The 22,186-nt window shown below is 70.0% G+C and carries 18 protein-coding genes; 9 read left to right on the forward strand and 9 right to left on the reverse strand.

Annotation, left to right across the window (positions count from 1 at the left end):
• Positions 1-115: 115 nt before the first annotated feature.
• Together AB0I94_RS04160 and AB0I94_RS04165 are read left to right on the forward strand one after the other, a co-directional pair.
• Complete coding sequence (locus AB0I94_RS04160) at positions 116-1,135, forward strand: ATP-binding cassette domain-containing protein (protein WP_363307855.1); 1,020 nt, start codon at positions 116-118, stop codon at positions 1,133-1,135.
• Positions 1,136-1,140: 5 nt separating this feature from the next.
• Positions 1,141-1,989: an ABC transporter permease gene (locus AB0I94_RS04165; RefSeq protein ID WP_363308286.1), complete on the forward strand. Its 849-nt coding sequence runs from the start codon at positions 1,141-1,143 to the stop codon at positions 1,987-1,989.
• Positions 1,990-2,065: 76 nt separating this feature from the next.
• Here AB0I94_RS04165 and greA read toward each other — a convergent pair whose 3' ends face one another.
• Positions 2,066-2,563 carry a transcription elongation factor GreA gene (greA, locus tag AB0I94_RS04170; protein WP_363307856.1) on the reverse strand — a complete coding sequence of 166 codons (498 nt, stop codon included), beginning with the start codon at positions 2,561-2,563 and terminating at the stop codon, positions 2,066-2,068.
• Between the two features lie 211 nt (positions 2,564-2,774).
• On the reverse strand, positions 2,775-3,182 hold the full coding sequence (locus tag AB0I94_RS04175) for a DUF4307 domain-containing protein (RefSeq protein WP_363307857.1): 408 nt from the start codon (positions 3,180-3,182) through the stop codon (positions 2,775-2,777).
• Between the two features lie 113 nt (positions 3,183-3,295).
• Between AB0I94_RS04175 and mca the strand changes: the two genes are divergently transcribed.
• Both mca and AB0I94_RS04185 read left to right on the forward strand, forming a co-directional pair.
• On the forward strand, positions 3,296-4,177 hold the full coding sequence (mca, locus tag AB0I94_RS04180; RefSeq protein ID WP_363307858.1) for a mycothiol conjugate amidase Mca: 882 nt from the start codon (positions 3,296-3,298) through the stop codon (positions 4,175-4,177).
• A gap of 19 nt (positions 4,178-4,196) precedes the next feature.
• On the forward strand, positions 4,197-4,466 hold the full coding sequence (locus tag AB0I94_RS04185) for a hypothetical protein (protein WP_363308287.1): 270 nt from the start codon (positions 4,197-4,199) through the stop codon (positions 4,464-4,466).
• Here AB0I94_RS04185 and AB0I94_RS04190 read toward each other — a convergent pair.
• A complete protein-coding gene (locus tag AB0I94_RS04190; protein WP_363307859.1) occupies positions 4,463-7,666 on the reverse strand; it encodes a tetratricopeptide repeat protein in 3,204 nt (1,067 codons plus the stop codon). The two genes, AB0I94_RS04185 and AB0I94_RS04190, sit on opposite strands and share 4 nt — an antisense overlap.
• A gap of 214 nt (positions 7,667-7,880) precedes the next feature.
• On the opposite strand from AB0I94_RS04190, the gene AB0I94_RS04195 reads away from it, so the two are divergent.
• Positions 7,881-9,893, forward strand: a complete 2,013-nt coding sequence (locus AB0I94_RS04195) for a thioredoxin domain-containing protein (RefSeq protein WP_363307860.1) — start codon at positions 7,881-7,883, stop codon at positions 9,891-9,893.
• Between the two features lie 89 nt (positions 9,894-9,982).
• On the opposite strand, the gene AB0I94_RS04200 is transcribed toward AB0I94_RS04195, so the two are convergent.
• The 4 genes from AB0I94_RS04200 to AB0I94_RS04215 form a co-directional block, all read right to left on the reverse strand.
• Positions 9,983-10,795 (reverse strand): Mut7-C RNAse domain-containing protein, encoded by an 813-nt coding sequence (locus AB0I94_RS04200; protein WP_363307861.1) that lies wholly within the window; start codon positions 10,793-10,795, stop codon positions 9,983-9,985.
• Positions 10,796-10,862: 67 nt separating this feature from the next.
• Positions 10,863-11,465, reverse strand: coding sequence for a TetR family transcriptional regulator (locus AB0I94_RS04205; RefSeq protein WP_363308288.1), 603 nt, complete (start codon positions 11,463-11,465; stop codon positions 10,863-10,865).
• A gap of 65 nt (positions 11,466-11,530) precedes the next feature.
• On the reverse strand, positions 11,531-13,087 hold the full coding sequence (locus tag AB0I94_RS04210; protein WP_363307862.1) for an MFS transporter: 1,557 nt from the start codon (positions 13,085-13,087) through the stop codon (positions 11,531-11,533).
• A gap of 174 nt (positions 13,088-13,261) precedes the next feature.
• Entirely contained in the window at positions 13,262-13,990 is a 729-nt protein-coding gene (locus tag AB0I94_RS04215) for a hemolysin III family protein (protein WP_363307863.1), read from the reverse strand.
• A 309-nt stretch (positions 13,991-14,299) separates the two neighbouring features.
• Between AB0I94_RS04215 and AB0I94_RS04220 the strand changes: the two genes are divergently transcribed.
• Together AB0I94_RS04220 and AB0I94_RS04225 are read left to right on the forward strand one after the other, a co-directional pair.
• Positions 14,300-16,153: a phosphoenolpyruvate carboxykinase (GTP) gene (locus tag AB0I94_RS04220; protein ID WP_363307864.1), complete on the forward strand. Its 1,854-nt coding sequence runs from the start codon at positions 14,300-14,302 to the stop codon at positions 16,151-16,153.
• A 194-nt stretch (positions 16,154-16,347) separates the two neighbouring features.
• Positions 16,348-18,066: an Ig-like domain repeat protein gene (locus AB0I94_RS04225; RefSeq protein WP_363307865.1), complete on the forward strand. Its 1,719-nt coding sequence runs from the start codon at positions 16,348-16,350 to the stop codon at positions 18,064-18,066.
• 163 nt (positions 18,067-18,229) lie between these two features.
• Here AB0I94_RS04225 and AB0I94_RS04230 read toward each other — a convergent pair whose 3' ends face one another.
• Together AB0I94_RS04230 and AB0I94_RS04235 are read right to left on the reverse strand one after the other, a co-directional pair.
• The gene (locus AB0I94_RS04230) at positions 18,230-18,640 is read right to left on the reverse strand and encodes a hypothetical protein (protein ID WP_363307866.1); all 411 of its coding nucleotides are present in this window, start codon (positions 18,638-18,640) and stop codon (positions 18,230-18,232) included.
• A 97-nt stretch (positions 18,641-18,737) separates the two neighbouring features.
• Entirely contained in the window at positions 18,738-19,949 is a 1,212-nt protein-coding gene (locus tag AB0I94_RS04235; protein ID WP_363307867.1) for a pyridoxal phosphate-dependent aminotransferase, read from the reverse strand.
• A 212-nt stretch (positions 19,950-20,161) separates the two neighbouring features.
• On the opposite strand from AB0I94_RS04235, the gene AB0I94_RS04240 reads away from it, so the two are divergent.
• Positions 20,162-20,995 carry a serine protease gene (locus AB0I94_RS04240; protein ID WP_363307868.1) on the forward strand — a complete coding sequence of 278 codons (834 nt, stop codon included), beginning with the start codon at positions 20,162-20,164 and terminating at the stop codon, positions 20,993-20,995.
• Between the two features lie 191 nt (positions 20,996-21,186).
• Complete coding sequence (locus AB0I94_RS04245; RefSeq protein WP_363307869.1) at positions 21,187-22,056, forward strand: trypsin-like peptidase domain-containing protein; 870 nt, start codon at positions 21,187-21,189, stop codon at positions 22,054-22,056.
• The last annotated feature ends 130 nt before the right edge of the window (positions 22,057-22,186 follow it).

A 22,186-nucleotide genomic window follows, 5' to 3' on the forward strand; every position in this document is an offset into this window, starting at 1 on the left:
GAGACGCGATGTATCGCGTTATGGTGTGTCTCACGTCACTGGTCGCCGGGCGTCCGATACCCGGCAAATCTAAGCTTTTCCGTAGGAAGTCACCCAAACCACTGGGAGAACCCACATGCCAGGCGCCATCTACGCCGAAGGTCTTGTGAAGACCTTCGGCGACGTAAGGGCTCTGGACGGCGTCGATCTGGATGTCCCGGAAGGCACCGTGCTCGGCCTCCTCGGGCCGAACGGCGCGGGCAAGACCACGGCGGTGCGCTGTCTGACGACGCTTCTGACGCCGGACAGGGGTCGCGCGGTCGTCGCGGGCATCGACGTACTGAAACATCCGAACGAAGTGCGGCGATCGATCGGCCTCTCGGGCCAGTTCGCCGCCGTCGACGAGTACCTGACGGGCCGCGAGAACCTCCAAATGGTCGGCCAGCTCTACCAGATGAAGGCGAAGGAGGCGAAGGCCAGGGCGGGCGAGCTGCTCGACCGGTTCAATCTCGCCGACGCCGCGGACCGCCCCTCCAAGACGTATTCGGGAGGCATGCGCCGCCGCCTCGACCTCGCGGCGGCGCTCGTCGTGTCGCCCCCGGTGATGTTCATGGACGAGCCGACGACGGGCCTCGACCCGCGCAACCGGCAGCAGCTCTGGGAGGTCATCCAGGAGCTGGTGTCGGGCGGCACGACCCTGCTGCTCACCACCCAGTACCTCGAAGAGGCCGACCACCTGGCGCACGACATCTGCGTCATCGACCACGGCCGGGTCATCGCGCGCGGCACCTCCGACCACCTCAAGGCGCAGACGGGCGGCGAGCGCGTCGAGGTCGTGGTGCACGAGCGCGAGGACATCACGCCGGCCACGGAGGTCCTGCGCGCCCTCGGCAAGGGAGAGGTCGCCGTCGAGAACCACACACGCAAGCTCACGGTCCCGGTCTCCGGCGGCGCCAAGCTGCTCGCCGAAGTCATCCGCGAGCTGGACGCCCGCGGGGTCGAGATCGACGACATCGGGCTGCGCCGCCCGACCCTGGACGACGTGTTCATCTCGCTGACGGGCCACGCGGCAGAGATGGACGCGACCAACGGCAACGGCAACGGGGACGGCATACGGGACGCGAAGCCCGGTCCCGAGAAGGAGGCCGACAAGTGAGCTCCGTGACCGGCATCGTGACCAAACCCGCGGCGGGCCCCAGGCCCGCGGGCGGCATCGGCCAGTCCGTCAGGGACTCGCTGGTCGTCGCCAAGCGCAACCTCATCCGGATGTCCAGGATCCCGGAGATGGTCATCTTCGGCCTGATCCAGCCGATCATGTTCGTGGTGCTGTTCAGCTACGTCTTCGGCGGATCCATGAAGATCGGCGCCAGCACCGACCCGGCGGTCTACCGCAACTTCCTGATGGCCGGCATCTTCGCGCAGACCGTCACCTTCGCCACCGCCGGCGCGGGCGCCGGAATCGCCGACGACATGCACAAGGGCCTCATCGACCGCTTCCGGTCGCTGCCCATGGCGCGCGGTGCCGTCCTCACCGGGCGCACCATCGCCGACCTCGTGCAGACCGCGCTGACCCTCCTGGTCCTCGCGATCGTGGCGCTCCTCGTCGGCTGGCGCGTCCACGAGGGGATCGGGAAGGCTCTGGGTGCCTTCGGTCTGCTGCTCCTGCTCGGCTATGCGTTCACCTGGGTCGGCGCGCTCATCGGCCTCTCGGTGCGCACCCCGGAAGCGGCCACCTCGGGCGGCCTGATCTGGCTCTTCCCGGTCACGTTCATCTCGAACGCGTTCGTGGACTCCAGTCAGATGACGCCCTGGCTGAGGCACGTCGCCGACTGGAACCCCTTCAGTGCGACCGTCCAGGCCTGCCGTGAGCTCTTCGGAAACCCCGGCGTCTCGGACTCCTCGGCCTGGCCCATGCAGCACCCGGTCTGGGCCTCGGTGATCTACTCAGTCGTGATCGTCGTGCTCTTCAGGACCCTCGCGGTCCGCAAGTACCGCTCGGCGACCGCCTGACAGCGGGCGTGCGAAAGGCCCCCGGCGCGCTCGGCGCCGGGGGCCTTTCGGCCGCGGAAGTGCAGCGGAAGTCGCCTCAGGCTTGGTACGGCTTCGCCTGGAGGATCTTCACCGAGGCGAGCTTGCCGTTCGGCAGTTCGTACTGCGCGTCCTCGCCGATCTTCTTGCCGTTCACGCCGCTGCCGAGCGGGGACTGCGGCGAATACGTCTCGATGTCGGCGCTCGCGTACTCGCGCGAGGCGAGCAGGAACGTCACCGTGTCGTCCTCGTCGCCGTCAAAGGCGATCGTCACGACCATGCCGGGCGCGACCACGCCGTCCGCGGCCGGCGCCTCACCGACCTTGGCATGTTCCAGGAGCTGGGTCAGCTGGCGGACGCGGAGCTCCTGCTTGCCCTGCTCCTCCTTGGCCGCGTGGTACCCGCCGTTCTCGCGCAGGTCGCCCTCCTCACGTGCCGCCGCGATCTTCGTAGCGATCTCGGTGCGCGCGGGACCAGACAGGTACTCCAGCTCGGCCTTGAGCTGGTTGTACGCCTCCTGGGTCAGCCAGGTGACGTTCTCGCTGGTCTGGGTCACAGGTGCTCCTCGTAGGTACTGGGAATACAAAGCATCGCCCTACCCAGAAGGATGTTCCCTCACGGGTGGGCGAAACCACGAGCCTAACAATTCAGGCGCGTGAGGGGGAGGACATAAGGCATCAGAAATGCGTCAACGCAGGTGAGAGCAGGTACGCCCGGGGCGTCGGCCGGTCAGCGTGACGCAAGGGGCGCGCCGCGGGCCTCCGGCATCAGTCGGAGTGGCAGCCGAGGAGCTCGGCGCTCGTCCCGCGTGCCTTCGTGCGCAGCGTGACGACCTTGTCGATCCGTCCCTCGTCCTGGTCGAAGCGGAAGTCGGCGCGGCCCACCTCTTCGCCGTCCTCGGCCTGGGAACGCAGGGTGCAGTAGCCGTTCGCCGTCACGTCCTTGCGCACCTCAAGGTGCACCTCGACCGCGCTGTCCGAGACGACGTCGAACTTGATCACTTCCCCGCTGACCTTGGTGCCGGAGACGTAGTCGTATCCGAACCAGCCGATCATCGCGAGGAAGAGCACACCGAGGACCGAGCCGATGATCTTCAGCTTGCGGTCCGCGCGCTCGTCGGCCGAGCGCTCGCGGCCGTACCGGCCATCGGGGAGCTCCTCGCTCACGGCCGCCATGATCGTCCTCCAGTAAAAGGGGATGCCGGAATTTTCCGCCCCCCGGTTCCGTCACTATAGAAGCCGCACATTGCGCCGAATTGACCGGGCGCCGGATCACTGAGGATCGAGTCTTGACTGAGCAGCTGCGACTGATGGCCGTGCACGCCCACCCCGACGACGAATCGTCGAAGGGCGCCGCCACCATGGCCAAGTACGTGTCCGAGGGGGTGGACGTGCACGTCGTGACCTGCACGGGCGGGGAACGCGGCGACATCCTCAACCCCAAGCTCCAGGGTGACAAGTACATCCAGGAGAACATCCACGAGGTGCGCCGGAAAGAGATGGACGAGGCCCGCGAGATCCTCGGCGTCAAGCAGGACTGGCTCGGCTTCGTCGACTCGGGCCTGCCCGAGGGCGACCCGCTGCCGCCGCTGCCCGAGGGCTGCTTCGCCCTGGAGGACGTCGACAAGGCGGCCGGTGAGCTGGTCCGGCAGATCCGCTCCTTCCGTCCGCAGGTCATCACGACGTACGACGAGAACGGCGGCTATCCGCACCCCGACCACATCATGACCCACAAGATCACGATGGTGGCCTTCGACGGTGCGGCGGACGCCGAGAAGTACCCCGAGAGCGAGTACGGCCCGGCCTTCCAGCCGCTGAAGCTCTACTACAACCAGGGCTTCAACCGGCCGCGCACCGAGGCCCTCCACCAGGCCATGCTCGACAGGGGCCTGGAGTCGCCCTACGGGGACTGGCTGAAGCGGTGGGACGAGTTCGAGCGGGTCGAGCGGACGCTGACCACGCACGTTCCGTGTGCCGACTTCTACGAGGTCCGCGACCGCGCGCTGATCGCGCATGCCACCCAGATCGACCCCGAGGGCGGTTGGTTCCGGGTCCCCCTGGAGCTCCAGAAGGAGGTCTGGCCCACGGAGGAGTACGAGCTCGCGAAGTCGCTCGTCGATACATCCCTCCCCGAGGACGACCTCTTTGCGGGCATCCGCGACAATGCCTAGCGTGAACGTACATCTGGCAATGACGCATCTCGTCCCTCTCGCCAAAGAGGTCGACGATGACAAGGTGACCCCGGGTGTTCTCGGCTTCATCGTCTTCGCGGTGATGGCTGTCGCCGTGTGGGGGCTGATGAAGTCGATGAACAAGCACATGCGGAAGGTCGACTTCCAGGAGCCCGCGGAAGCCACCTCCGGCTCCTCGGCGGCGGCCACCTCCGGCTCCTCCGCGGCGGCCACCTCCGGCTCCGCCGCGGAAGGCGAGCCCTCCGCGGCGAAGACCCCCAAGGGCTAGTCCGCCCTCGCCACCGTCACTCCCATCACCTCTCGGGAGTGGCGGTTCGGCACCATGCCCAGGCGCCAGGCCTGCCAGCCGGACTCCAGGTCGGCGCCGCGCTCCAGGAGCAGGCCGAACGCCTCCATGTAGTCGTCCAGCTTGCCGTCACGCGTCGGGTGACCGGCGCGGGCCAGCCGGATCAGCTCCTCCTGGGCGACCGCGGTGCCGATCTCGAAGCCGCCGGGTGACGCGTAGGGCAGCAGGGTGCAGCGCAGGAAGCGGGCCCAGTCCTCGCCCCTGTGGTCGCCGTACGACGCGAACAGCGTGGCCGCCTCGTCGCACAGGGCCAGCGCCTGCTGGGCACGCGTGTTCCCCGCGTCCACCACCGCGAGCTCCAGGCACGTCCAGGCCTCGCCGTGCGCGACCCCGATGCGCTGGAAGTCGGCGCGGGCGTCCACCAGGAGCTGGCGGGCGAAGCCGGAGTTGCGCAGCGAGCCCGTCTGGGCGGCGCGCTGGTCGCGGGTCACCCGCGCCGAGTGGTGCCGGGCGCAGGCCAGGCCGTACACGTCCCGCATCCGCGAGAACATCGTCCGCGAACGCTCCAGCTCGCGCACCGCCTGGTCCAGACTGCCCGCCTCTTCCAGGGCCTGGCCCAGGTAGTAGGCGCTCCACGCCTCGCCGCGCGCGTCCTCGTTGTCGCGGTGCCGGGACACCGCCTGCCGCAGCTCGTCGACCGCCGCCGACGCGTCGCCGTCCACCAGACGGGCCCGCGCAAGCTGCGTCAGGGCCCAGGCCTCGCCGCGGCCGTCACGCGTGCGCCCGTACAGGTCGAGGGCGCCCCGCAGCTGCTCCTGCGCGCGCGGTACGTCGCCCATGCGCAGGCAGAGCTGGCCGAGCTGGAAATGCGCCCAGGCCTCGCCGTGCAGGGAGTCGTTCTCGCGGTGCAGGGCGAGCGAGGACTCCAGGAGGCCGAGGGCCTCGTTGAGGTTGGCGCGGTCCCGCTCCACCGCCGCCAGGGCGTGCATCGTCCAGGCGCGGTCACCGGCGAGCTCGTCGGCGGCCTGGAGTTCGAGGGCCTCCCGCAGGCGCGCCGACGCCTCCGTCAGGTTGCCCTGGTGGTGCAGGGTGATCCCCAGGGAACACAGCGCGAGGGCGGCGCCCGCGTCCTGATGGGCTTCCCTGTACAGGTCCACGACCGATGTCAGGGTCGTCCGCGCCTGGTCGAGCTCGCCCAGCTGACGGGACGCGATGCCGGTGCGCCACCGCACGCTCCGTGCGAGGAGACCCTGGTCGACGGCTTGCGTCAGCTCGCTGATCTCGCCCAGGCGGTAGAGATCGCCGCGCAGCAGGCAGTAGTCGCACAGCGCGCCCAGGAGATTGAGCACCGCCTCCTGGTCGACGCCCTCCGCATGCCGCAGCGCCGCCGTGATGAAGCTCGACTCGTCGTCCAGCCAGCGCAGGGCCGCCTCCAGCGAGGAGAAGCCGTGCCCGTCGAACTGGCCCGCCCGCGTCGACATCTTGCCGTCGACCAGGCGGATCACCGATCCGGCGAGCTCGCTGTAGCTGACGATCAGACGCTCCTGCGCGGCGGTGCGCTCCGTGGGCTCCTCCTCGTCGTTGAGGCGGGCGAGCGCGAAGGCACGTACGAGATCGTGCAGGCGGTAGCGGGTGCCGCGCACGTGGTCGACGAGGCCCGCGTGCGAGAGCGCCGTCAGCTGGCGGGCGGCCTCCTGCTCGTCGGCACCGAGCAGGGCAGCGGCGGCGGCCGCCCCCAGGGAGGCGCGCCCGGCCAGCGCCAGCCTGCGCAGAAGACGCCGGGCGGGCTCGCTCTGGTCGGTGTAGCGCAGCCACAGGACGCGTTCCACCGGCGCGGCCTTTTCGAAGGGTCCGTACGCTGCCAGGTCGGCGGCGAGCTGCCGCGTCGTGCGCGCGCCGATCGAGGAACCGGCGACGCGCAGGGCGAGCGGCAGGCCGCCGCACAACTCCCGCACCGCGTCGGCGGATTCGGCGTCGTAGGGGCCCGAGGTGTCCTCCGCCGCCTCCCGCAGCAGCTGTTCCGCACCCGCCGCGTCCAGCGGCTCCACCGGCAGCTGGTGCACCCAGGCGGGGAAGTCGGCCGGAAGTTCCAGGGGCCCCCGGGTGGTGACGAGGACCAGGCTGTCGGAGCGCTCGGGCACGAGGGTGCGCACCTGCTCCGGGTCGCTCGCGTCATCGAGTACGACGGTCACGGCGAGCCCGGTCAGATACTGGTGGTAGAGCTCGCTGAGCCGCTTGACCTGCTGCTCCTGTGAGGAACGCTCACGGAACAGGAGCTGCTCGCGCGGGGCGCCCAATCGATTCAGCAGATGCAGGAGCGCGTCCCGCGTGGACAGCGGCTGGGAGCTCTCGCCCCGCAGGTCGACGACACAGGCGCCGCGGAACTGGTCCCGCAGATCGTGCGCGGCACGGACGGCGAGCGAGGAGCGCCCGGAGCCCGGCGCGCCGTGCAGCACGACGACGGTGGGCCGCGTCTCGGTGCTGGCCCGCGCGGCGTGCACCCATTGGGCTACGCGGGCGAGTTCGGGCCGCCGACCGGCGAACGGGCCGTTGGACTGCGGCAGTTGAGCGAACGACTGCTCCAGTGCGGTGCGCCTGCGTGCCGCCGCGCTCTTGTCGGTGCCCCGCAGCTGAGGCGAGGTCTTCTTCTTGCCGGCAGGGGCCTGCAGTACGCGCTGCTGGTCGAGGAAGGGCCGGATGCCCCGGACCTCAAGGGCCGTGAGCCACTGCAGCCGCAGTTGCTCGGGCCCGCCCGGCTGGCTGATCGCACCGGCGCGGCGGCTGGCCGCGGGCACATGGGACGCGGTGACCTTCAGGACGGTGGTGGCCGCGCCGACGACGGCGACGGCGGCGCCCGCGCCCATGGCGGTCGAGACCTCGGTCCCGAGCAGGAGGTCGGCGAGACACGCGCCGACGGCGGCGACGGCCGCCACGAGCAGCGGAGTACCGGCGCCCTCCTTGGCATACCGCTGCCCGAAGGAGAGCTGCCCGGCCCCCGCCTCGTCGACGGCCCGCGTATAAGCGGCGTACTCCTCGGCGGCGGTCTGCCCCATGGCGTCCAGCGCGTCCCGGGCCCGCGAGAGCATCACGCTCCCGTCGATACGCCCGCCGGAGCGCCGCACCTCTTCCTCCACCGCCCGTACCAACAGCCGCTCGGCTTCGGCCCGATGGCTGTCCCGCATATGCGTCCCCCTCCGAGAGCAATAGTCACCTGCGGCCACAAGTGTCCTGCGTACGGGCCTTTGACGCGAGGGAGTCCGCGGATCAAGTGCGCGCTCGGTTCCGGCGTCGAGACCGGCCGGATGGTACGGGGCCGCGGAGCCCGAAGGCCGGGCGGCTCGCCACACCCTCGTGGCGGACACGCGGCGTCCGGCGCCGTGCGGGAGGATGGAGGGCATGCCGAACCGACTGGCCCATGAGACGTCCCCCTACCTTCTTCAGCACGCCGACAACCCCGTCGACTGGTGGCCCTGGTCGGCGGGGGCCTTCGCACAGGCGCGGGAGCGAGGCGTTCCCGTGCTGCTCAGCGTGGGGTACAGCAGTTGCCACTGGTGTCACGTCATGGCGCACGAGTCCTTCGAGGACGCCGACACGGCGGCCTTCCTGAACGAGCACTTCGTCAACGTCAAGGTCGACCGCGAGGAGCGGCCCGACATCGACGCCGTCTACATGGAGGCCGTACAGGCCGCGACCGGCCAGGGCGGCTGGCCCATGACGGTGTTCCTGACGCCCGACGCCGAGCCCTTCTACTTCGGCACGTACTTCCCGCCCGAGCCGCGGCACGGCATGCCCTCCTTCCGGCAGGTGGCCGACGGGGTCCGGCGTGCCTGGACGGACCGGCGTGACGAGGTCACCGACGTCGCCGGGAAGATCGTGCGGGACCTCGCCGACCGGCAGCTCGCGTTCGGCTCGGACGAGTTGCCCGGCGAGGACGAGCTCGCCCAGGCGCTGCTCGGCCTGACGCGCGACTACGACGCCTCGCGGGGCGGCTTCGGCGGCGCCCCCAAGTTCCCGCCGTCCATGGTCGTCGAGTTCCTGCTGCGGCACTACGCCCGCACGGGCTCGGAGGGCGCACTCCAGATGGCGGCCGACACCTGCGAGCGGATGGCGCGCGGCGGGATCTACGACCAGCTGGGCGGCGGTTTCGCGCGGTACTCCGTGGACCGGGAGTGGGTCGTGCCCCACTTCGAGAAGATGCTGTACGACAACGCGCTGCTCTGCCGGGTCTACGCCCATCTGTGGCGGGCCACCGGCTCGGACCTCGCGCGGCGCGTCGCCCTGGAGACCGCCGACTTCATGGTGCGCGAACTCCGCACGAACGAGGGCGGTTTCGCCTCGGCGCTCGACGCGGACAGCGAGGACGCGGTGAGCGGCAAGCACGTCGAGGGCGCGTACTACGTCTGGACGCCGGAGCAGCTGCGCGAGGTGCTCGGCGACGCCGACACCGAGCTGGCCGCCACTTGCTTCGGGGTGACCGAGGAAGGGACCTTCGAGGAAGGCGCGTCGGTGCTGCAACTCCCGGTGGCCGAAGGCGTGGTGGTGGATGCCGCGCGGCTCGAATCCATCCGTGAGCGGCTGCTGGCGGCCCGCTCGCAGCGGCCCGCGCCCGGCCGTGACGACAAGGTCGTCGCCGCCTGGAACGGTCTGGCCGTCGCCGCGCTCGCCGAGGTGGGCGCCTACTTCGACCGGCCGGATCTCGTGGCGGCCGCGGTGGGCGCCGGTGACCTCCTCGTGCGCCTGCACATGGACGACAGGGCGCGGCTGTCCCGTACGTCCAAGGACGGTCAAGTCGGCGCCAACGCAGGCGTGTTGGAGGATTACGCGGATGTCGCCGAGGGCTTCCTCGCGCTGGCCTCCGTGACGGGGGAGGGGGTCTGGCTGGAGTTCGCCGGGTTCCTGCTCGACCACGTGCTCGCCCAGTTCGTGGACGCGGAGTCCGGGTCCCTGTACGACACGGCCGCGGACGCCGAGCGACTGATCCGGCGCCCGCAGGACCCTACGGACAACGCGGTGCCGTCCGGGTGGACCGCGGCCGCGGGGGCGCTGCTCTCGTACGCGGCGCAGACCGGTGCCGAGCCGCATCGCCTCGCGGCGGAGCGGGCGCTGGGCGTGGTGAAGGGGCTCGCGCCGCGTGCGCCGCGGTTCATCGGGCATGGCCTCGCGGTGGCCGAGGCGGCGCTCGACGGGCCGCGCGAGGTCGCCGTCATCGGTGAGGTGGGTTCCGAACTGCACCGCACCGCGCTGCTGGGGACGGCGCCCGGGGCCGTGGTCGCTGTCGGCCCTGCGGGCGGGGACGAGTTTCCGTTGCTCGCGGGGAGAGACCTGCCGGCGGCCTACGTCTGCCGCCGGTTCGTCTGCGACGCGCCCACCACTGACGCGGGGGAGCTGGCGGCGAAGCTGTCGGGCTGAGGGCCGGGTTTCTTTTCCCCAACCCCGCCCCTTCCCGAAAACTCGCTCGGCGCGAGGGCCCTCCTCAAACGCCGGAGGGGATGAAAGATTCAGCCCCTCCGGCGTTTGAGGAGCGGGGTCTGGGGCGGAGCCCCAGGTAGGTCCGGGGCGCAGGCACGGTTCTCGGGAAGGGGCGGGGTCGGGGAGAATTCACTCACCGCCCGCTCCACGATCCCCTCCAGCCGGTCATGGTGCGCCCCCCGCCAGTACACCCGCCCACAATCGACACACTCCGCGAACACGTCATACGTCCCCCGCGTGCCGCCCTCCAGACGGTCCGCCACGTCCTCCTTGGTGGCCGCCCGCAGGGAGCCGTTGCACGCGGTGCAGCGCGTCCAGGGGTGCAGGGAGGGGGCGAACCGGCCCAGTACGTCCCGGAGTTGCTCGTCCGGAGCGTCGCTGTAGACGTACGCCCCGGCCCACAGTTCGCGGCGCCGCAGCAGGCCCCGGTCCCGGCTCAGCAGCACCCGCCGCTCGGCGGCCGAGCGCGTGGCGAGGGCGGGGTCGCCGATGTCCGTGCTCTCGTACGCCGCGTCGACGCCCAGGAGCCGCAACCGCCGGGCCAGCGTGCCGAGATGGACGTCGAGGAGGAAGCGGAGGGGGGCGCCGGGGACGGGCTGGGGGCGGGGGACGGCGCGGACCTCCACCGACTCGTCCGCCGCCGGGATGTGCGCCACCGGGACCTCGGCGCCGTCCACGACGAGCGCGCCCACCTCGGTCAGCGGCACCCCGAGCGATTCGACGACGTGCCCGAGCGTGGACGCGCCGTCCGTAACCGCCTTGGTGGGGCCGCCCCTTCGCCCCTGCGGAACGAAAAGCCCCAGCTCGGGGGCGAAGCGGATGAGGATCTCCGGACCGTTCATGCGGTCAGGATGGCATGGCGGCAGCAGGGACGGCCGGGTATTTGCCGCGGGGGCGCCGGGCCCGGCGTCAGGCCTCGGGCACGCCCGTACCGAAGCCGGTGGTCAGCATGGACAGGGCGCGGTCCACCAGCTCGCCCAGGTCGTCCTCGTGGCCGCGCTCCGCCCAGTACGCCGCCGTCTCCGTGAGCGCGGCGATGAGGCCCATCGCGAACACCCGGACCTCGAGTTCCCCGGGATCACGGCCCGAGCGTTCCGCGATGACGCGGCACAGCATCCGGCCGGTCACCGACATGCTTTCGAGGAGCCGGGAGCGTACGGCCGGAACCTCGATCATCAGTCGGGTACGGAGGCGCGTGACCTCCGGGTCCTCCGTGAAGCCGAGGCCCACCGCCCTGCGCAGCACGTGCCGCAGGGACTCCACGATCGGCTCGTCCACGGGGCGCGCCCGCAGCTCGTCCTCCAGGAGCGGGTCGTACTCGTCGGTGAGGACGATGTCCTCCTTGGTCGGGAAGTAGCGGAAGACGGTCGACGCCGACACCTCCGCTGCCTCCGCGATCTGCTCGACCGTCGTCGCGTCGTACCCCTGCTCGTCGATCAGCCGGTACGTGGCCTCACGGATCGCGATGCGCGTCTTGAGCTTCTTCCGCTCACGGAGCCCGAGCTGTCCCATGTGTCCCGTCTGTCCCAGCTGTGGGTTGTGTGTGGAAGGGGTGATTCGTGCGGCCGTCATGGCGCTCATTGTCGGGCATCCTCTGTCTGCCGTGCCATGTCGGCGTCGTCCGGCGGCGGTGGAGCCTTCGGCAGCAGCGCCGCCACGAGCAGCGCGGTGACCAGCGCCGCGATGCCGCTCACCAGGAGGACCGTCACCATGCCGTCGATGTACGCCTCGTCGGCGGAGTCGGCAAGGCGGGAGACCCCGAGCCGTTCGGCGACCGCGTGGGCGGCCACCACCGACTCGCCCGCGGCGTCCGCCGCCGCGTCCGGGATCTTGCCGGTGTCGAGGCGGTCGACGTACACGCTGGAGAGCAGCGAGCCGAGCAGCGCGATGCCGATGGCGCTGCCCACCTGCCGCACGGTCATCATGAGCCCGGAGCCGGATCCCGCCCGCTCCACGGGGAGCGCCCCGAGGGCCGAGTCCATGGAGGGCACGATGGCGAAGCCGAAGCCGATGCCGGCGATGGTGAGCCACAGCGCGGTGAAGCCGTAGCCGGAGTCGGCCGTCGTGCGGCTGCCGAGGATCGCCGCGAAGGCGAGCACGACGAGCCCGGCGCTGATCACCGCGCGCGGGCCGAATTTCCGTACGACGGGCTCCGCGCCCCGCGCAGCGATCAGGAGACCGCCCATCATCGGCAGCATCCGCAGGCCGGTGCCGAAGGCGTCATGGCCGAGCACCGCCTGGAGGTACTGCGGGAGCACGAACATCAGGCCCGACAGGACGAACATGACGAGCGTCGCCGCGAGCGTGTTGAGCAGGAACCCGCGGTTGCGCAGCAGCGACATGTCGAGCATCGGGCGCAGCATGTTCCGTTCCCGCAGGACGAGCGCGGTGATCAGGACGGCCGCGCCCGCGAACATGCCGAGGATCAGCGGGTCGCCCCAGCCGCGTACGGGGGCCTCGATGATCGCGTAGATGAGCGCGCCGAGCCCGGCCGCGGTGAGCGCGGTGGAGGCGACGTCGACCTTGGGGGACGACGGGTCGGTCGTTTCCGGGAGCAGGAAGACGCAGGCGGTGATGCCGATCGCGACCATCGGGACGTTGATCAGGAAGATCGAGCCCCACCAGAAGTGGTCGAGGAGCCAGCCGCCCACGACCGGCCCGAGCGGCGCGCCGAGCGCGGAGGCCGCCGAGACGATGCCGACGGCCTTGGTCCGCTCGCCGGGAGCGAAGAGCGCGGGCAGCACGGCCAGGGCGAGGGGCATGACGAGCGCGCCGCCCATGCCCATGATCGCTCGCGCCACGACGACCAGCTCGACGGAGTCGACGAGCGTGCCGATCAACGAGCCCACCAGGAAGATCCCGAGCCCGGTGATCAGCATCCTGCGCCGCCCGAACCGGTCGCCGAGCAGCCCGGCCGGAAGCATCAGGGCCGCGAAGACGACGACGTACGCATCGGCCATCCACTGTTGCTCGCCCGTACTCGCGTCCAGCTGCCCGGCCATCGTCGGCAGGGCGACGTTGAGGATCGTCATGTCGAAACCGAGCACGAGCATGCTCGCGACGAGGGCGGCGAGCGCCCACCAGCGGCGGGGGTCCTGCCGGTGCGTGACAGACGAGCTTGTGACAGTGGCCATGAAATGAGAGTAGCTCTCAAAAGGTGGTGACCGTCAAGTCGTGCGAGCGTCAACGTGTCCACACATGCGAATGGCCGCGGCTCGAAAGCCGCGGCCATGAAGGGGAGGGGGAAGGAGGGGAGGGGCGTGACCCCGTTCGTGCTGGTCTTTCTGTGCCGGTCTAACCGAGCTGGTCTATCCGTGCTGGTACGCCACGAGTGAGATGCCCACGTAGTGCACCGCGAACGCGGCCAGCGTCAGCAGGTGGAAGACCTCGTGGAAGCCGAAGAAGCGCGGGGACGGGTTGGGGCGCTTGATGCCGTAGATCACGCCGCCCGCGCTGTAGAGCAGCCCGCCCACGACCACCAGGACCAGCACGGCGGCGCCGCCCGCCCGCAGGAAGTCGGGCAGGAAGAAGACCGCGGCCCAGCCCATCGCGATGTAGCACGGGGTGTAGAGCCAGCGGGGCGCGCCGACCCAGAAGACCCGGAAGAGGATGCCTGCCACCGCCGCGCCCCAGACGCCCCAGAGGAGCCACTGCCCCTTGGAGTCGGGCAGGAGCAGCATCGTCAGCGGGGTGTACGTGCCCGCGATGATCAGGAAGATGTTGGCGTGGTCGAGTCTGCGCAGCACGCCGTCCGCGCGTGGGCCCCAGGTGCCCCGGTGGTAGATCGCGCTCACTCCGAAGAGCAGGCAGGCGGTCAGGACGTAGATCCCGCAGGCGATCCGCGCGCGGGTGGAGTCCGTGAGCGCCATGAGCACGATGCCCGAGACGAGCACCGCGGGGAACATGCCCGCGTGCAGCCAGCCGCGCATCAGCGGCTTCACTTCCGCGAGATCGGGGAGCGGCAGGGAGTCGCGGGCGGACGAATCGGGGCTGGTGGCCTTGGTGTTCGTGATCGCGTCAGGGCCGGGAGCGGTCATATCGGCATCGTACCTACGCAACCGTAAGTTAGGGGTCAGTCATGGGGAACCGTGGTGCACAAGTGGCGATGCTCACGGTGATACCCGAGCGTACAAGTGACGGATTCGCGGACGGAAGGCCGACCGGGTGAGTGGCGATACTCACGCCGCTCACCTGTGAGGCCCTCTGGACATATGCGCGGATGCGTCGGATGATCAAATGAGTGCGGTCGGCACCGGATGAGCGCCAGAGGGAACAACACGTGAAGCGTCCGGGTCGCAGCCCCCACGGGGCAACCAAACCTATAAACCCCTCGTATAGGAGCAATCGTGGCGCGCGACATCGCGGCTCCCCTTCTCGCAGAGTCCCTGGGCACTGTCCCCACCAACCACCGGGAGCTCGTCTCCTGGGTGAACGAGATCGCCGAACTGACGCAGCCGGACAGCGTGGTCTGGTGTGACGGATCCGAGGCCGAGTACGAGCGCCTGTGCGAGGAGCTCGTCGCCAAGGGCACCTTCAAGAAACTCGACCCGATCAAGCGCCCGAACTCGTACTACGCGGCCTCCGACCCGACCGACGTCGCGCGCGTCGAGGACCGCACCTTCATCTGTTCCGAGAAGGAAGAGGACGCGGGCCCGACCAACCACTGGAAGGCCCCCGCGGAGATGCGGGAGATCTTCCGGGGCAAGGGCGAGCAGGGCGGTGTCTTCCGCGGCTCCATGCGCGGCCGCACCATGTACGTCGTGCCCTTCTGCATGGGCCCGGTCGGCTCACCGCTGTCCGCCATCGGTGTGGAGATCACCGACTCCGCGTACGTCGCCGTCTCCATGCGCACCATGACCCGGATGGGTCAGCAGGTCCTCGACGAGCTCGGCGAGGACGGCTTCTTCGTGAAGGCCGTCCACACGCTGGGCGCGCCCCTCGAAGAGGGCGAGGCCGACGTGCCGTGGCCCTGCAACTCCACGAAGTACATCTCGCACTTCCCCGAGGACCGCGAGATCTGGTCGTACGGCTCGGGCTACGGCGGCAACGCCCTGCTCGGCAAGAAGTGCTACGCCCTGCGCATCGCCTCCGTCATGGCGCGCGACGAGGGCTGGCTGGCCGAGCACATGCTGATCCTCAAGCTCACCCCGCCGCAGGGCGAGTCGAAGTACGTCGCCGCCGCGTTCCCGAGCGCCTGCGGCAAGACCAACCTCGCCATGCTGGAGCCGACGACCCGCGGCTGGACCGTGGAGACCATCGGTGACGACATCGCCTGGATGCGCTTCGGCGAGGACGGCCGGCTCTACGCGATCAACCCCGAGGCCGGCTTCTTCGGCGTCGCACCGGGCACCGGCGAGCACACCAACGCCAACGCCATGAAGACCCTGTGGGGCAACTCGGTCTTCACGAACGTCGCGCTCACCGACGACAACGACGTCTGGTGGGAGGGCATGACGGAGGAGACTCCCGCCCACCTCACCGACTGGAAGGGCAACGACTGGACGCCTGAATCGGGCGTCCCGGCCGCGCACCCGAACGCCCGCTTCACCACGCCCGCCTCGCAGTGCCCGATCATCGCGCCCGAGTGGGAGGACCCCAAGGGCGTGCCGATCTCGGCGATCCTCTTCGGTGGCCGTCGCGCCAGCGCGGTGCCGCTGGTGACGGAGTCCTTCAACTGGCAGCACGGCGTCTTCCTCGGCGCGAACGTGGCCAGCGAGAAGACCGCAGCGGCCGAGGGCAAGGTCGGCGAGCTGCGCCGCGACCCGTTCGCGATGCTGCCGTTCTGCGGCTACAACATGGGCGACTACATGGCCCACTGGGTCAAGGTCGGCGCGGACAAGCCGGACCAGTCCAAGCTGCCGAAGATCTACTACGTGAACTGGTTCCGGAAGGACGCCGACGGCAAGTTCGTGTGGCCCGGCTTCGGTGAGAACAGCCGCGTCCTGAAGTGGATCGTCGAGCGCCTCGACGGCAAGGCGGAGGGCGTCGAGACGCCCATCGGCATCCTGCCGACCGTCGACTCCCTTGACACCGAGGGCCTCGACCTGGCCAAGGATGACCTGGAGTTTCTGCTCACGGTCGACAAGGAGGTCTGGCGCGAGGAGGCCTCGCTGGTCCCCGAGCACCTGAACACCTTCGGCGACCACACGCCCAAGGAACTGTGGGACGAGTACCGCGCCCTGGTCCAGCGTCTCGGCTGACCTTTCGCACATTCCGGATAGGCCCCGCGCCACGGCGTGCGGGGCCCGTCCGCGTGCATGCGCACCTTGCATACGCCTCCTTCACATGCCCCTCACATGTTTCAATGACCCCCACATGGGGCCCGTCGATCATTTCGGGCCGTCAGAAGAGCCTGTGGGGGGCCAAGTTGATGCACTCTCAGCGGTTAAGACGTGTGACGGGCGCCGCGCTCGCGGTGGTCCTGGGGGCGGCCGGTCTGGTCGCCGTCACCGCGCCCGCCGCGTACGCCGCCACACCGTCGGACGAGGTGGCGAAGCTGCCGATCTCGTCGTTCGGGGCGATGGTGGTCGACGACGCGCACGAGCGTGTCTATGTCACCGACGGACGGATGAGCGGAAGCGGGGCCAGCAGCGTCCTGGTCTACAACTTCGAGGGGCAGCGCGTCGGTACGCTCGCCACCGACCAGCCCGCGTCCGGCATGGCGCTCAGCGCGGACGGCGCGACACTGCACGTGTCGCAGTCCAACCGCATCCTGGCGTTCGACACGGCGACACAGACCAGGACCAGCGCCGCGGGCACGCCCTACGACGCGACCTGCGGCCGGGAGGTGGCCGTCGCGGGCGGCAAGACGTGGTTCACGGAGACGCCGTACTCCGGCAGCTCGTACTGCGACAGGCCCGAGAACGTGGCCCTGCTGTACGGGGTCAGCGGCACCACCTCGGTCAACACCGGCTGGAACAGCGAGGGGCGGCTGAAGCTGGAGAGCGGGCCCGGGGCACCGGACCGGCTCGTGATGGGGCAGGCGGGCGCGGGCAGCGCGGCCAACGCGTTCGTCACCACCTTCGACGCGAGCGGCGACACCTTGGTACGAGGCCCGCAGCGGCGTTTCGCGGACGCCGAGGGCAAGGGCGCGCTCGACCTGAAGGACATCGCCCAGAGCGCCGACGGCAAGCGCATCGCCGTCGCCGACGCGGCGTACGGCACCCGGCTGCTCGACGCCGCCGACCTGGCGGACGCCCCGGTCGGCTACCAGCCGCTCCCGGCGGGCGCGAAGGCCTCGGCGGTGGCGTTCAGCGGCGACGGAAAGTACGTGGCGCGCGGTGCGGCCGCCGCGGGCAGCACGTCCGACCTGCTGATCCAGCCCGCCGACCCGACGGACGGCGCCACGCCGATCGAGTTCGCCTTCGACGGGGAGCTCGACGGCTCCCGGGTCGTGCCGCGCGGCCTTGACTGGTCCAAGGACGGCTCGCGGCTCTTCGCAGTGACCTCGGACGGCGTCTACGGCCACTGGCTGCACGTGATCAAGCCCCCGGCCGCCCAGTACGACTCGCGCTTCACGGGCACCCTGAGCACCACGCCCGCCAAGCCCGTGGTCGGTGAACCGCTCGGCATCCGCGGCAAGCTGGAGCTCGACGGGCCCGCGCCCGCGGAGCCGGTGAAGGTGGAGGCGGTCCGCAAGGACTCGGACGGTACGACGGAGGTGGCGCCCGCCAAGGTCGCCGCCGACGGCGGCTTCACCGTCCTCGACGTGCCGGACCGGCTCGGCGAGGCGACGTACACGCTGCGGTTCCTCGGTGATGTCACACACCGTCCCGCCGAGGACGTGACGCTCACCGTCGACGTGGCGAAGGCGGCGACGGCGATCGAGCTGACGGCGCCCGCGGAGGCGACCCGCGCGGGTGGTGTCGAGATCACCGGGAAGCTGACCGGACAGGGGCGTGCGCTGCCGGCCGGCAGCGCCCTGAAGGTGACGCGGACCGACAGGTTCGGCACGACGGGTGAGCTGACGTCGGCGTCGGTCGCGGCCGACGGCACGTTCAGGATCAAGGACCTGCCGAACAAGCGGGGCAGGACCGTCTACGCGGTGAGCTACGAGGGCGACGACCTGCACTCGGGCTCGTCGGCCGAGGCGACGGTGCGGGTGATCAGCTAGCGGGGTAGATGGCGCCCGGTCCGAGCGCCTCGAGGGCGTTCGGACCGGGGCCGTTCAAGGCCGCGCCCCAAAGGGGCGCGGGGCTGTGACACGTGCGGCTCCGCCGCGTGGGCGCGACAAGCCACGCATCACCCGCAGCCGCGCACGCAGCCTCAGTGGCAGCTCAGAGGGCGCCGACCAGCCGGGCAGCGCTTTCGTGCGCGTCCATACGCCGCGCGGCGAGAATCGCCGCCGCGGTGTCGGCGCGGGACGCGGCCACCACCAGGGCGCGGCCCGCGAGGGCGTGGGCGCGCTGGTGCAGGGCGGTGAGGTGCGGTTCGTGTATCGCGGTCACCACGGCCGAGCGGGCCGGGGGAAGACCGCCGCGCAGCCGCGCCACCTCGGACGAGAGCTGCTCGGCCGCGTCGTCCAGGTCGGCCGTGGGCGCGAGGGCGCGCAGCTCGTCCGTGACGGCGAGGAGTGCCGCCAGATGCGAGGCGAGCTGGATGTCCAGCTCCTCCTCGCGGGAGCGGTGCGGGAAGTCCCCCGGGTCGGCCATGGCATGGACCGACTTGGTGCGGATCGGCTCGTACATGGGATGGCCTCCTGGCGGGTAGCTTGAAAGCCATCCTACATTAGATTCTGTCTAAAGTTGAAGCAGGTAGCTCCCGAGCGGGGCCGGTCCGCGGTGGCTACGGCTGGCTGTAGCCGTCCAAGAAGGTCCCGATGCGGGTCACGGCCTCGGTGAGGTCCGTCGTCGTGGGCAGCGTGACGACGCGGAAGTGATCGGGTTCGGGCCAGTTGAAGCCGGTGCCGTGCACGACCATGATCTTCTCCGCCCGCAGCAGGTCGAGCACCATCTGGCGGTCGTCCTTGATCTTGAAGACCTTCGGGTCGAGCCGCGGGAAGAGGTAGAGCGACCCCTTGGGCTTCACGCAGCTCACGCCGGGGATCTGCGTGAGCAGGTCGTACGCGGTGTCGCGCTGCTCGACGAGACGCCCGCCCGGAAGCACCAGGTCGTTGATGGTCTGCCGCCCGCTGAGCGCGGCGACCACGCCGTGCTGGCCCGGCATGTTCGCGCACAGGCGCATGTTGGCGAGGATCGTCAGGCCCTCGATGTACGAGGACGCGTGCGCCTTCGGGCCCGAGACGGCCACCCAGCCGACGCGGTAACCGGCCACCCGGTACGCCTTCGACATGCCGTTGAAGGTGAGCGTCAGGAGGTCGGGGGCGATGGCGGCGGTGGGGGTGTGGACCGCGCCGTCGTAGAGGATCTTGTCGTAGATCTCGTCCGAGCAGACCAGGAGGTTGTGGCGCCGCGCGATGTCGGTCAGGCCGCGCAGCATCTCCTCGCTGTACACGGCGCCCGTCGGGTTGTTCGGGTTGATGATCACGAGCGCCTTGGTGCGGTCGGTCACCTTGCGCTCGATGTCGGCGAGGTCCGGCATCCAGTCCGCCTGCTCGTCGCAGCGGTAGTGCACGGCCGTGCCGCCGGAGAGCGAGACCGCGGCCGTCCACAGCGGATAGTCCGGCGCCGGTACGAGGACCTCGTCGCCGTCGTCCAGCAGGCCTTGCATGGCCATGACGATGAGTTCGGAGACGCCGTTGCCGATGAAGACGTGCTCGACGTCGGTCTCGATGCCCAGGGTCTGGTTGTGCATGACCACCGCGCGCCGGGCGGCGAGCAGACCCTTCGCGTCCCCATAGCCGTGCGCGTCGCCGACGTTGCGGAGGATGTCCTCGAGGATCTCCGGCGGGCACTCGAACCCGAAGGCCGCGGGGTTGCCGGTGTTGAGCTTCAGGATGCGGTGGCCCGCAGCTTCCAGCCGCATCGCCTCCTCGAGCACCGGACCCCGGATCTCGTAACAGACGTTGGCGAGCTTCGTCGACTGGATGACCTGCATGTCCGCGAGCTTACGGGCGCGTAACGAGCCCCGCCTCGTGTTTTGCGCCACGTAGACCCCCCGAGTGTCCTCTCAGCGGTCAGTTGTGTCCGTATGCGGTCTTGTCCTCACGCCACGGGTGCCTCAACAATGCGCATGACAAAACTGAAGCACCTTCGGTCACTGTGACCGAAGGTGCTTCGGTCATACAGACACCAGAGGGGACCCCCCACATGAACAAGCCTCTCGTCGGTACGTGCCTCGCCGTCCTGCTTCTCGGAGCGACGGCGGCGCCCGCTGCGGCGGTCAGTGTCGAACGCCCCGTCAAGCCGAAAGCGGTCGACTTCGCGGGCACGGTGGCGCTGAGCAACTGTTCCGGCTCCGTCGTCCGGGTGCCGGACTCGCAGCCCGGCGACCCGGCGCTCGTGATGTCCAACGGCCACTGTCTGGAGAGCGGCTTCCCGGCGCCCGGCGAGGTCGTCGTGGACAAGCCGTCGTCGCGCAGCTTCACCCTCCTCGACGCCAGTGGCGGCAACGCGGGCACGGTCAAGGCGAGCAAGATCGCCTACGGCACCATGACGGACACCGACCTCTCGCTTTACCAGCTCACCAGCACGTACAGCGAGATCGAGAGCAAGTTCGGCATCAAGGCGCTGGAACTGAACGCGGCGCGACCGGAGCAGGGCAGGGCGATCACCGTCGCGTCCGGCTACTGGAAGAAGCTGTACAAGTGCAGCATCGACGGCTTCGCGCACCGCCTCAAGGAGGGGAACTGGACCTGGAAGGACTCGGTCCGCTACACCCCCGACTGTCAGACGATCGGCGGCACTTCGGGCTCACCGGTGATCGATGACGCGACCGGCAAGGTCGTCGCCGTCAACAACACCGGCAACGAGAGCGGCGAGGAGTGCACGGACAACAACCCGTGCGAGGTCGACGAGAACGGCAAGGTGACGGTCCGCGAGGGCATCAACTACGCCCAGCAGACGTACGGCGTCGTGCCCTGCGTGGCACCCGGCAACAAGCTCGACCTGAGCCGCGAGGGCTGCGAGCTCCCCAAGCCGTAAGGCTCCGGGCCACGGCGGCTCCCGGCCACGGCGGGGCCGGCCCTTCGCGGGCCGGCCCCGCCCGTCCACGCGGACGCAACGAAATGCAAGGGTTCTCGCCCCTTGTCCCTTATCCGTGGGCCCCCGAAGAATGCCCATGACAACCACCACGCAGGGCACAGCTACACGTAGCTACAAGGGGGGCTCCACACATGAAGAAGGCTCTTGCGGGCGGATTACTCGCCCTCACCCTCGTAGGGTTCGGCTCCGCACCGGCCGTCGCGGCTCCGGACAGCGCGCCGTCGACGGGAGCGGCGGGGGAGACTGCGAAGAAGGGCGTCGACTTCGCGGGCACCGTCGCGCTCAGCAACTGTTCGGGCTCCGTCGTACGCGTGCCCCAGTCGAAGGCGGACGACCCGGCGCTGGTCCTCTCCAACGGCCACTGTCTGGAGAGCGGCTTCCCGGCGGCCGGCGAAGTCATCGTCGACCAGCCGTCCACCCGCACCTTCAAGCTCCTGGACGCGAAGGGCGCGGAGAAGGCGACGCTCACGGCGAGCAAGATCTCGTACGCGACGATGACCGACACCGACATCTCGCTGTACCAACTCACCACGAGCTACGCCGACATCAAGAAGAAGTACGGCATCAAGGCACTGGAGATCGAGGACGCCCACCCGGTCAAGAATCGGGCGATCACCGTCGTCTCCGGGTACTGGAAGAAGACGTACACCTGCAAGATCGACGGGTTCGCGTACCGCCTCAAGGAGGGCGAGTGGACCTGGAAGGACTCCGTCCGCTACACCCCCGAGTGCCAGACCATCGGCGGCACGTCCGGCTCGCCGGTGATCGACCACAAGACGGGCAAGGTCACCGCGGTCAACAACACGGGGAACGAGGACGGCGAACGCTGCACCCTCAACAACCCCTGTGAGGTCGACCGACACGGCAACGTGACGGTCCGCAAGGGCATCAACTACGCCCAGCAGACGTACGGCATCGTGCCCTGCGTAGGCCACGACAGCAAGATCACCCTAGACCGCAAGGGCTGCAAGCTCCCCCGCCCGACGGCCACCCAGAGGTAGCGGCCCCCTCCCGGCGGCCCTCCCGGCGGCCCCCGCGAGGGAGTGGATTGCAGGAAAGTCCCGCTCCAGCCCGGCCTGGCCCGGCGTGTCGTGGGACTTTCCTGCGATCGGCCTTTACGGGCCCGACGCT

Origin of the sequence: Streptomyces sp. NPDC050147 (assembly GCF_040660195.1) — a bacterium.
Lineage (GTDB): Bacteria > Actinomycetota > Actinomycetes > Streptomycetales > Streptomycetaceae > Streptomyces.

Coding starts and splice junctions, on each gene's coding strand:
- AB0I94_RS04200 (WP_363307861.1), bottom strand. CDS start 10,795: ATGAACGGTCCGGAGATCCTCATCCGCTTCGCCCCCGAGCTGGGGCTT.
- AB0I94_RS04215 (WP_363307863.1), bottom strand. CDS start 13,990: ATGACCGCTCCCGGCCCTGACGCGATCACGAACACCAAGGCCACCAGC.
- AB0I94_RS04235 (WP_363307867.1), bottom strand. CDS start 19,949: ATGCAGGTCATCCAGTCGACGAAGCTCGCCAACGTCTGTTACGAGATC.
- AB0I94_RS04185 (WP_363308287.1), top strand. CDS start 4,197: ATGACGCATCTCGTCCCTCTCGCCAAAGAGGTCGACGATGACAAGGTG.
- AB0I94_RS04245 (WP_363307869.1), top strand. CDS start 21,187: ATGAAGAAGGCTCTTGCGGGCGGATTACTCGCCCTCACCCTCGTAGGG.
- AB0I94_RS04175 (WP_363307857.1), bottom strand. CDS start 3,182: ATGGCGGCCGTGAGCGAGGAGCTCCCCGATGGCCGGTACGGCCGCGAG.
- AB0I94_RS04195 (WP_363307860.1), top strand. CDS start 7,881: ATGCCGAACCGACTGGCCCATGAGACGTCCCCCTACCTTCTTCAGCAC.
- AB0I94_RS04160 (WP_363307855.1), top strand. CDS start 116: ATGCCAGGCGCCATCTACGCCGAAGGTCTTGTGAAGACCTTCGGCGAC.
- AB0I94_RS04190 (WP_363307859.1), bottom strand. CDS start 7,666: ATGCGGGACAGCCATCGGGCCGAAGCCGAGCGGCTGTTGGTACGGGCG.
- AB0I94_RS04210 (WP_363307862.1), bottom strand. CDS start 13,087: ATGGCCACTGTCACAAGCTCGTCTGTCACGCACCGGCAGGACCCCCGC.
- AB0I94_RS04240 (WP_363307868.1), top strand. CDS start 20,162: ATGAACAAGCCTCTCGTCGGTACGTGCCTCGCCGTCCTGCTTCTCGGA.
- AB0I94_RS04205 (WP_363308288.1), bottom strand. CDS start 11,465: ATGGGACAGCTCGGGCTCCGTGAGCGGAAGAAGCTCAAGACGCGCATC.
- AB0I94_RS04230 (WP_363307866.1), bottom strand. CDS start 18,640: ATGTACGAGCCGATCCGCACCAAGTCGGTCCATGCCATGGCCGACCCG.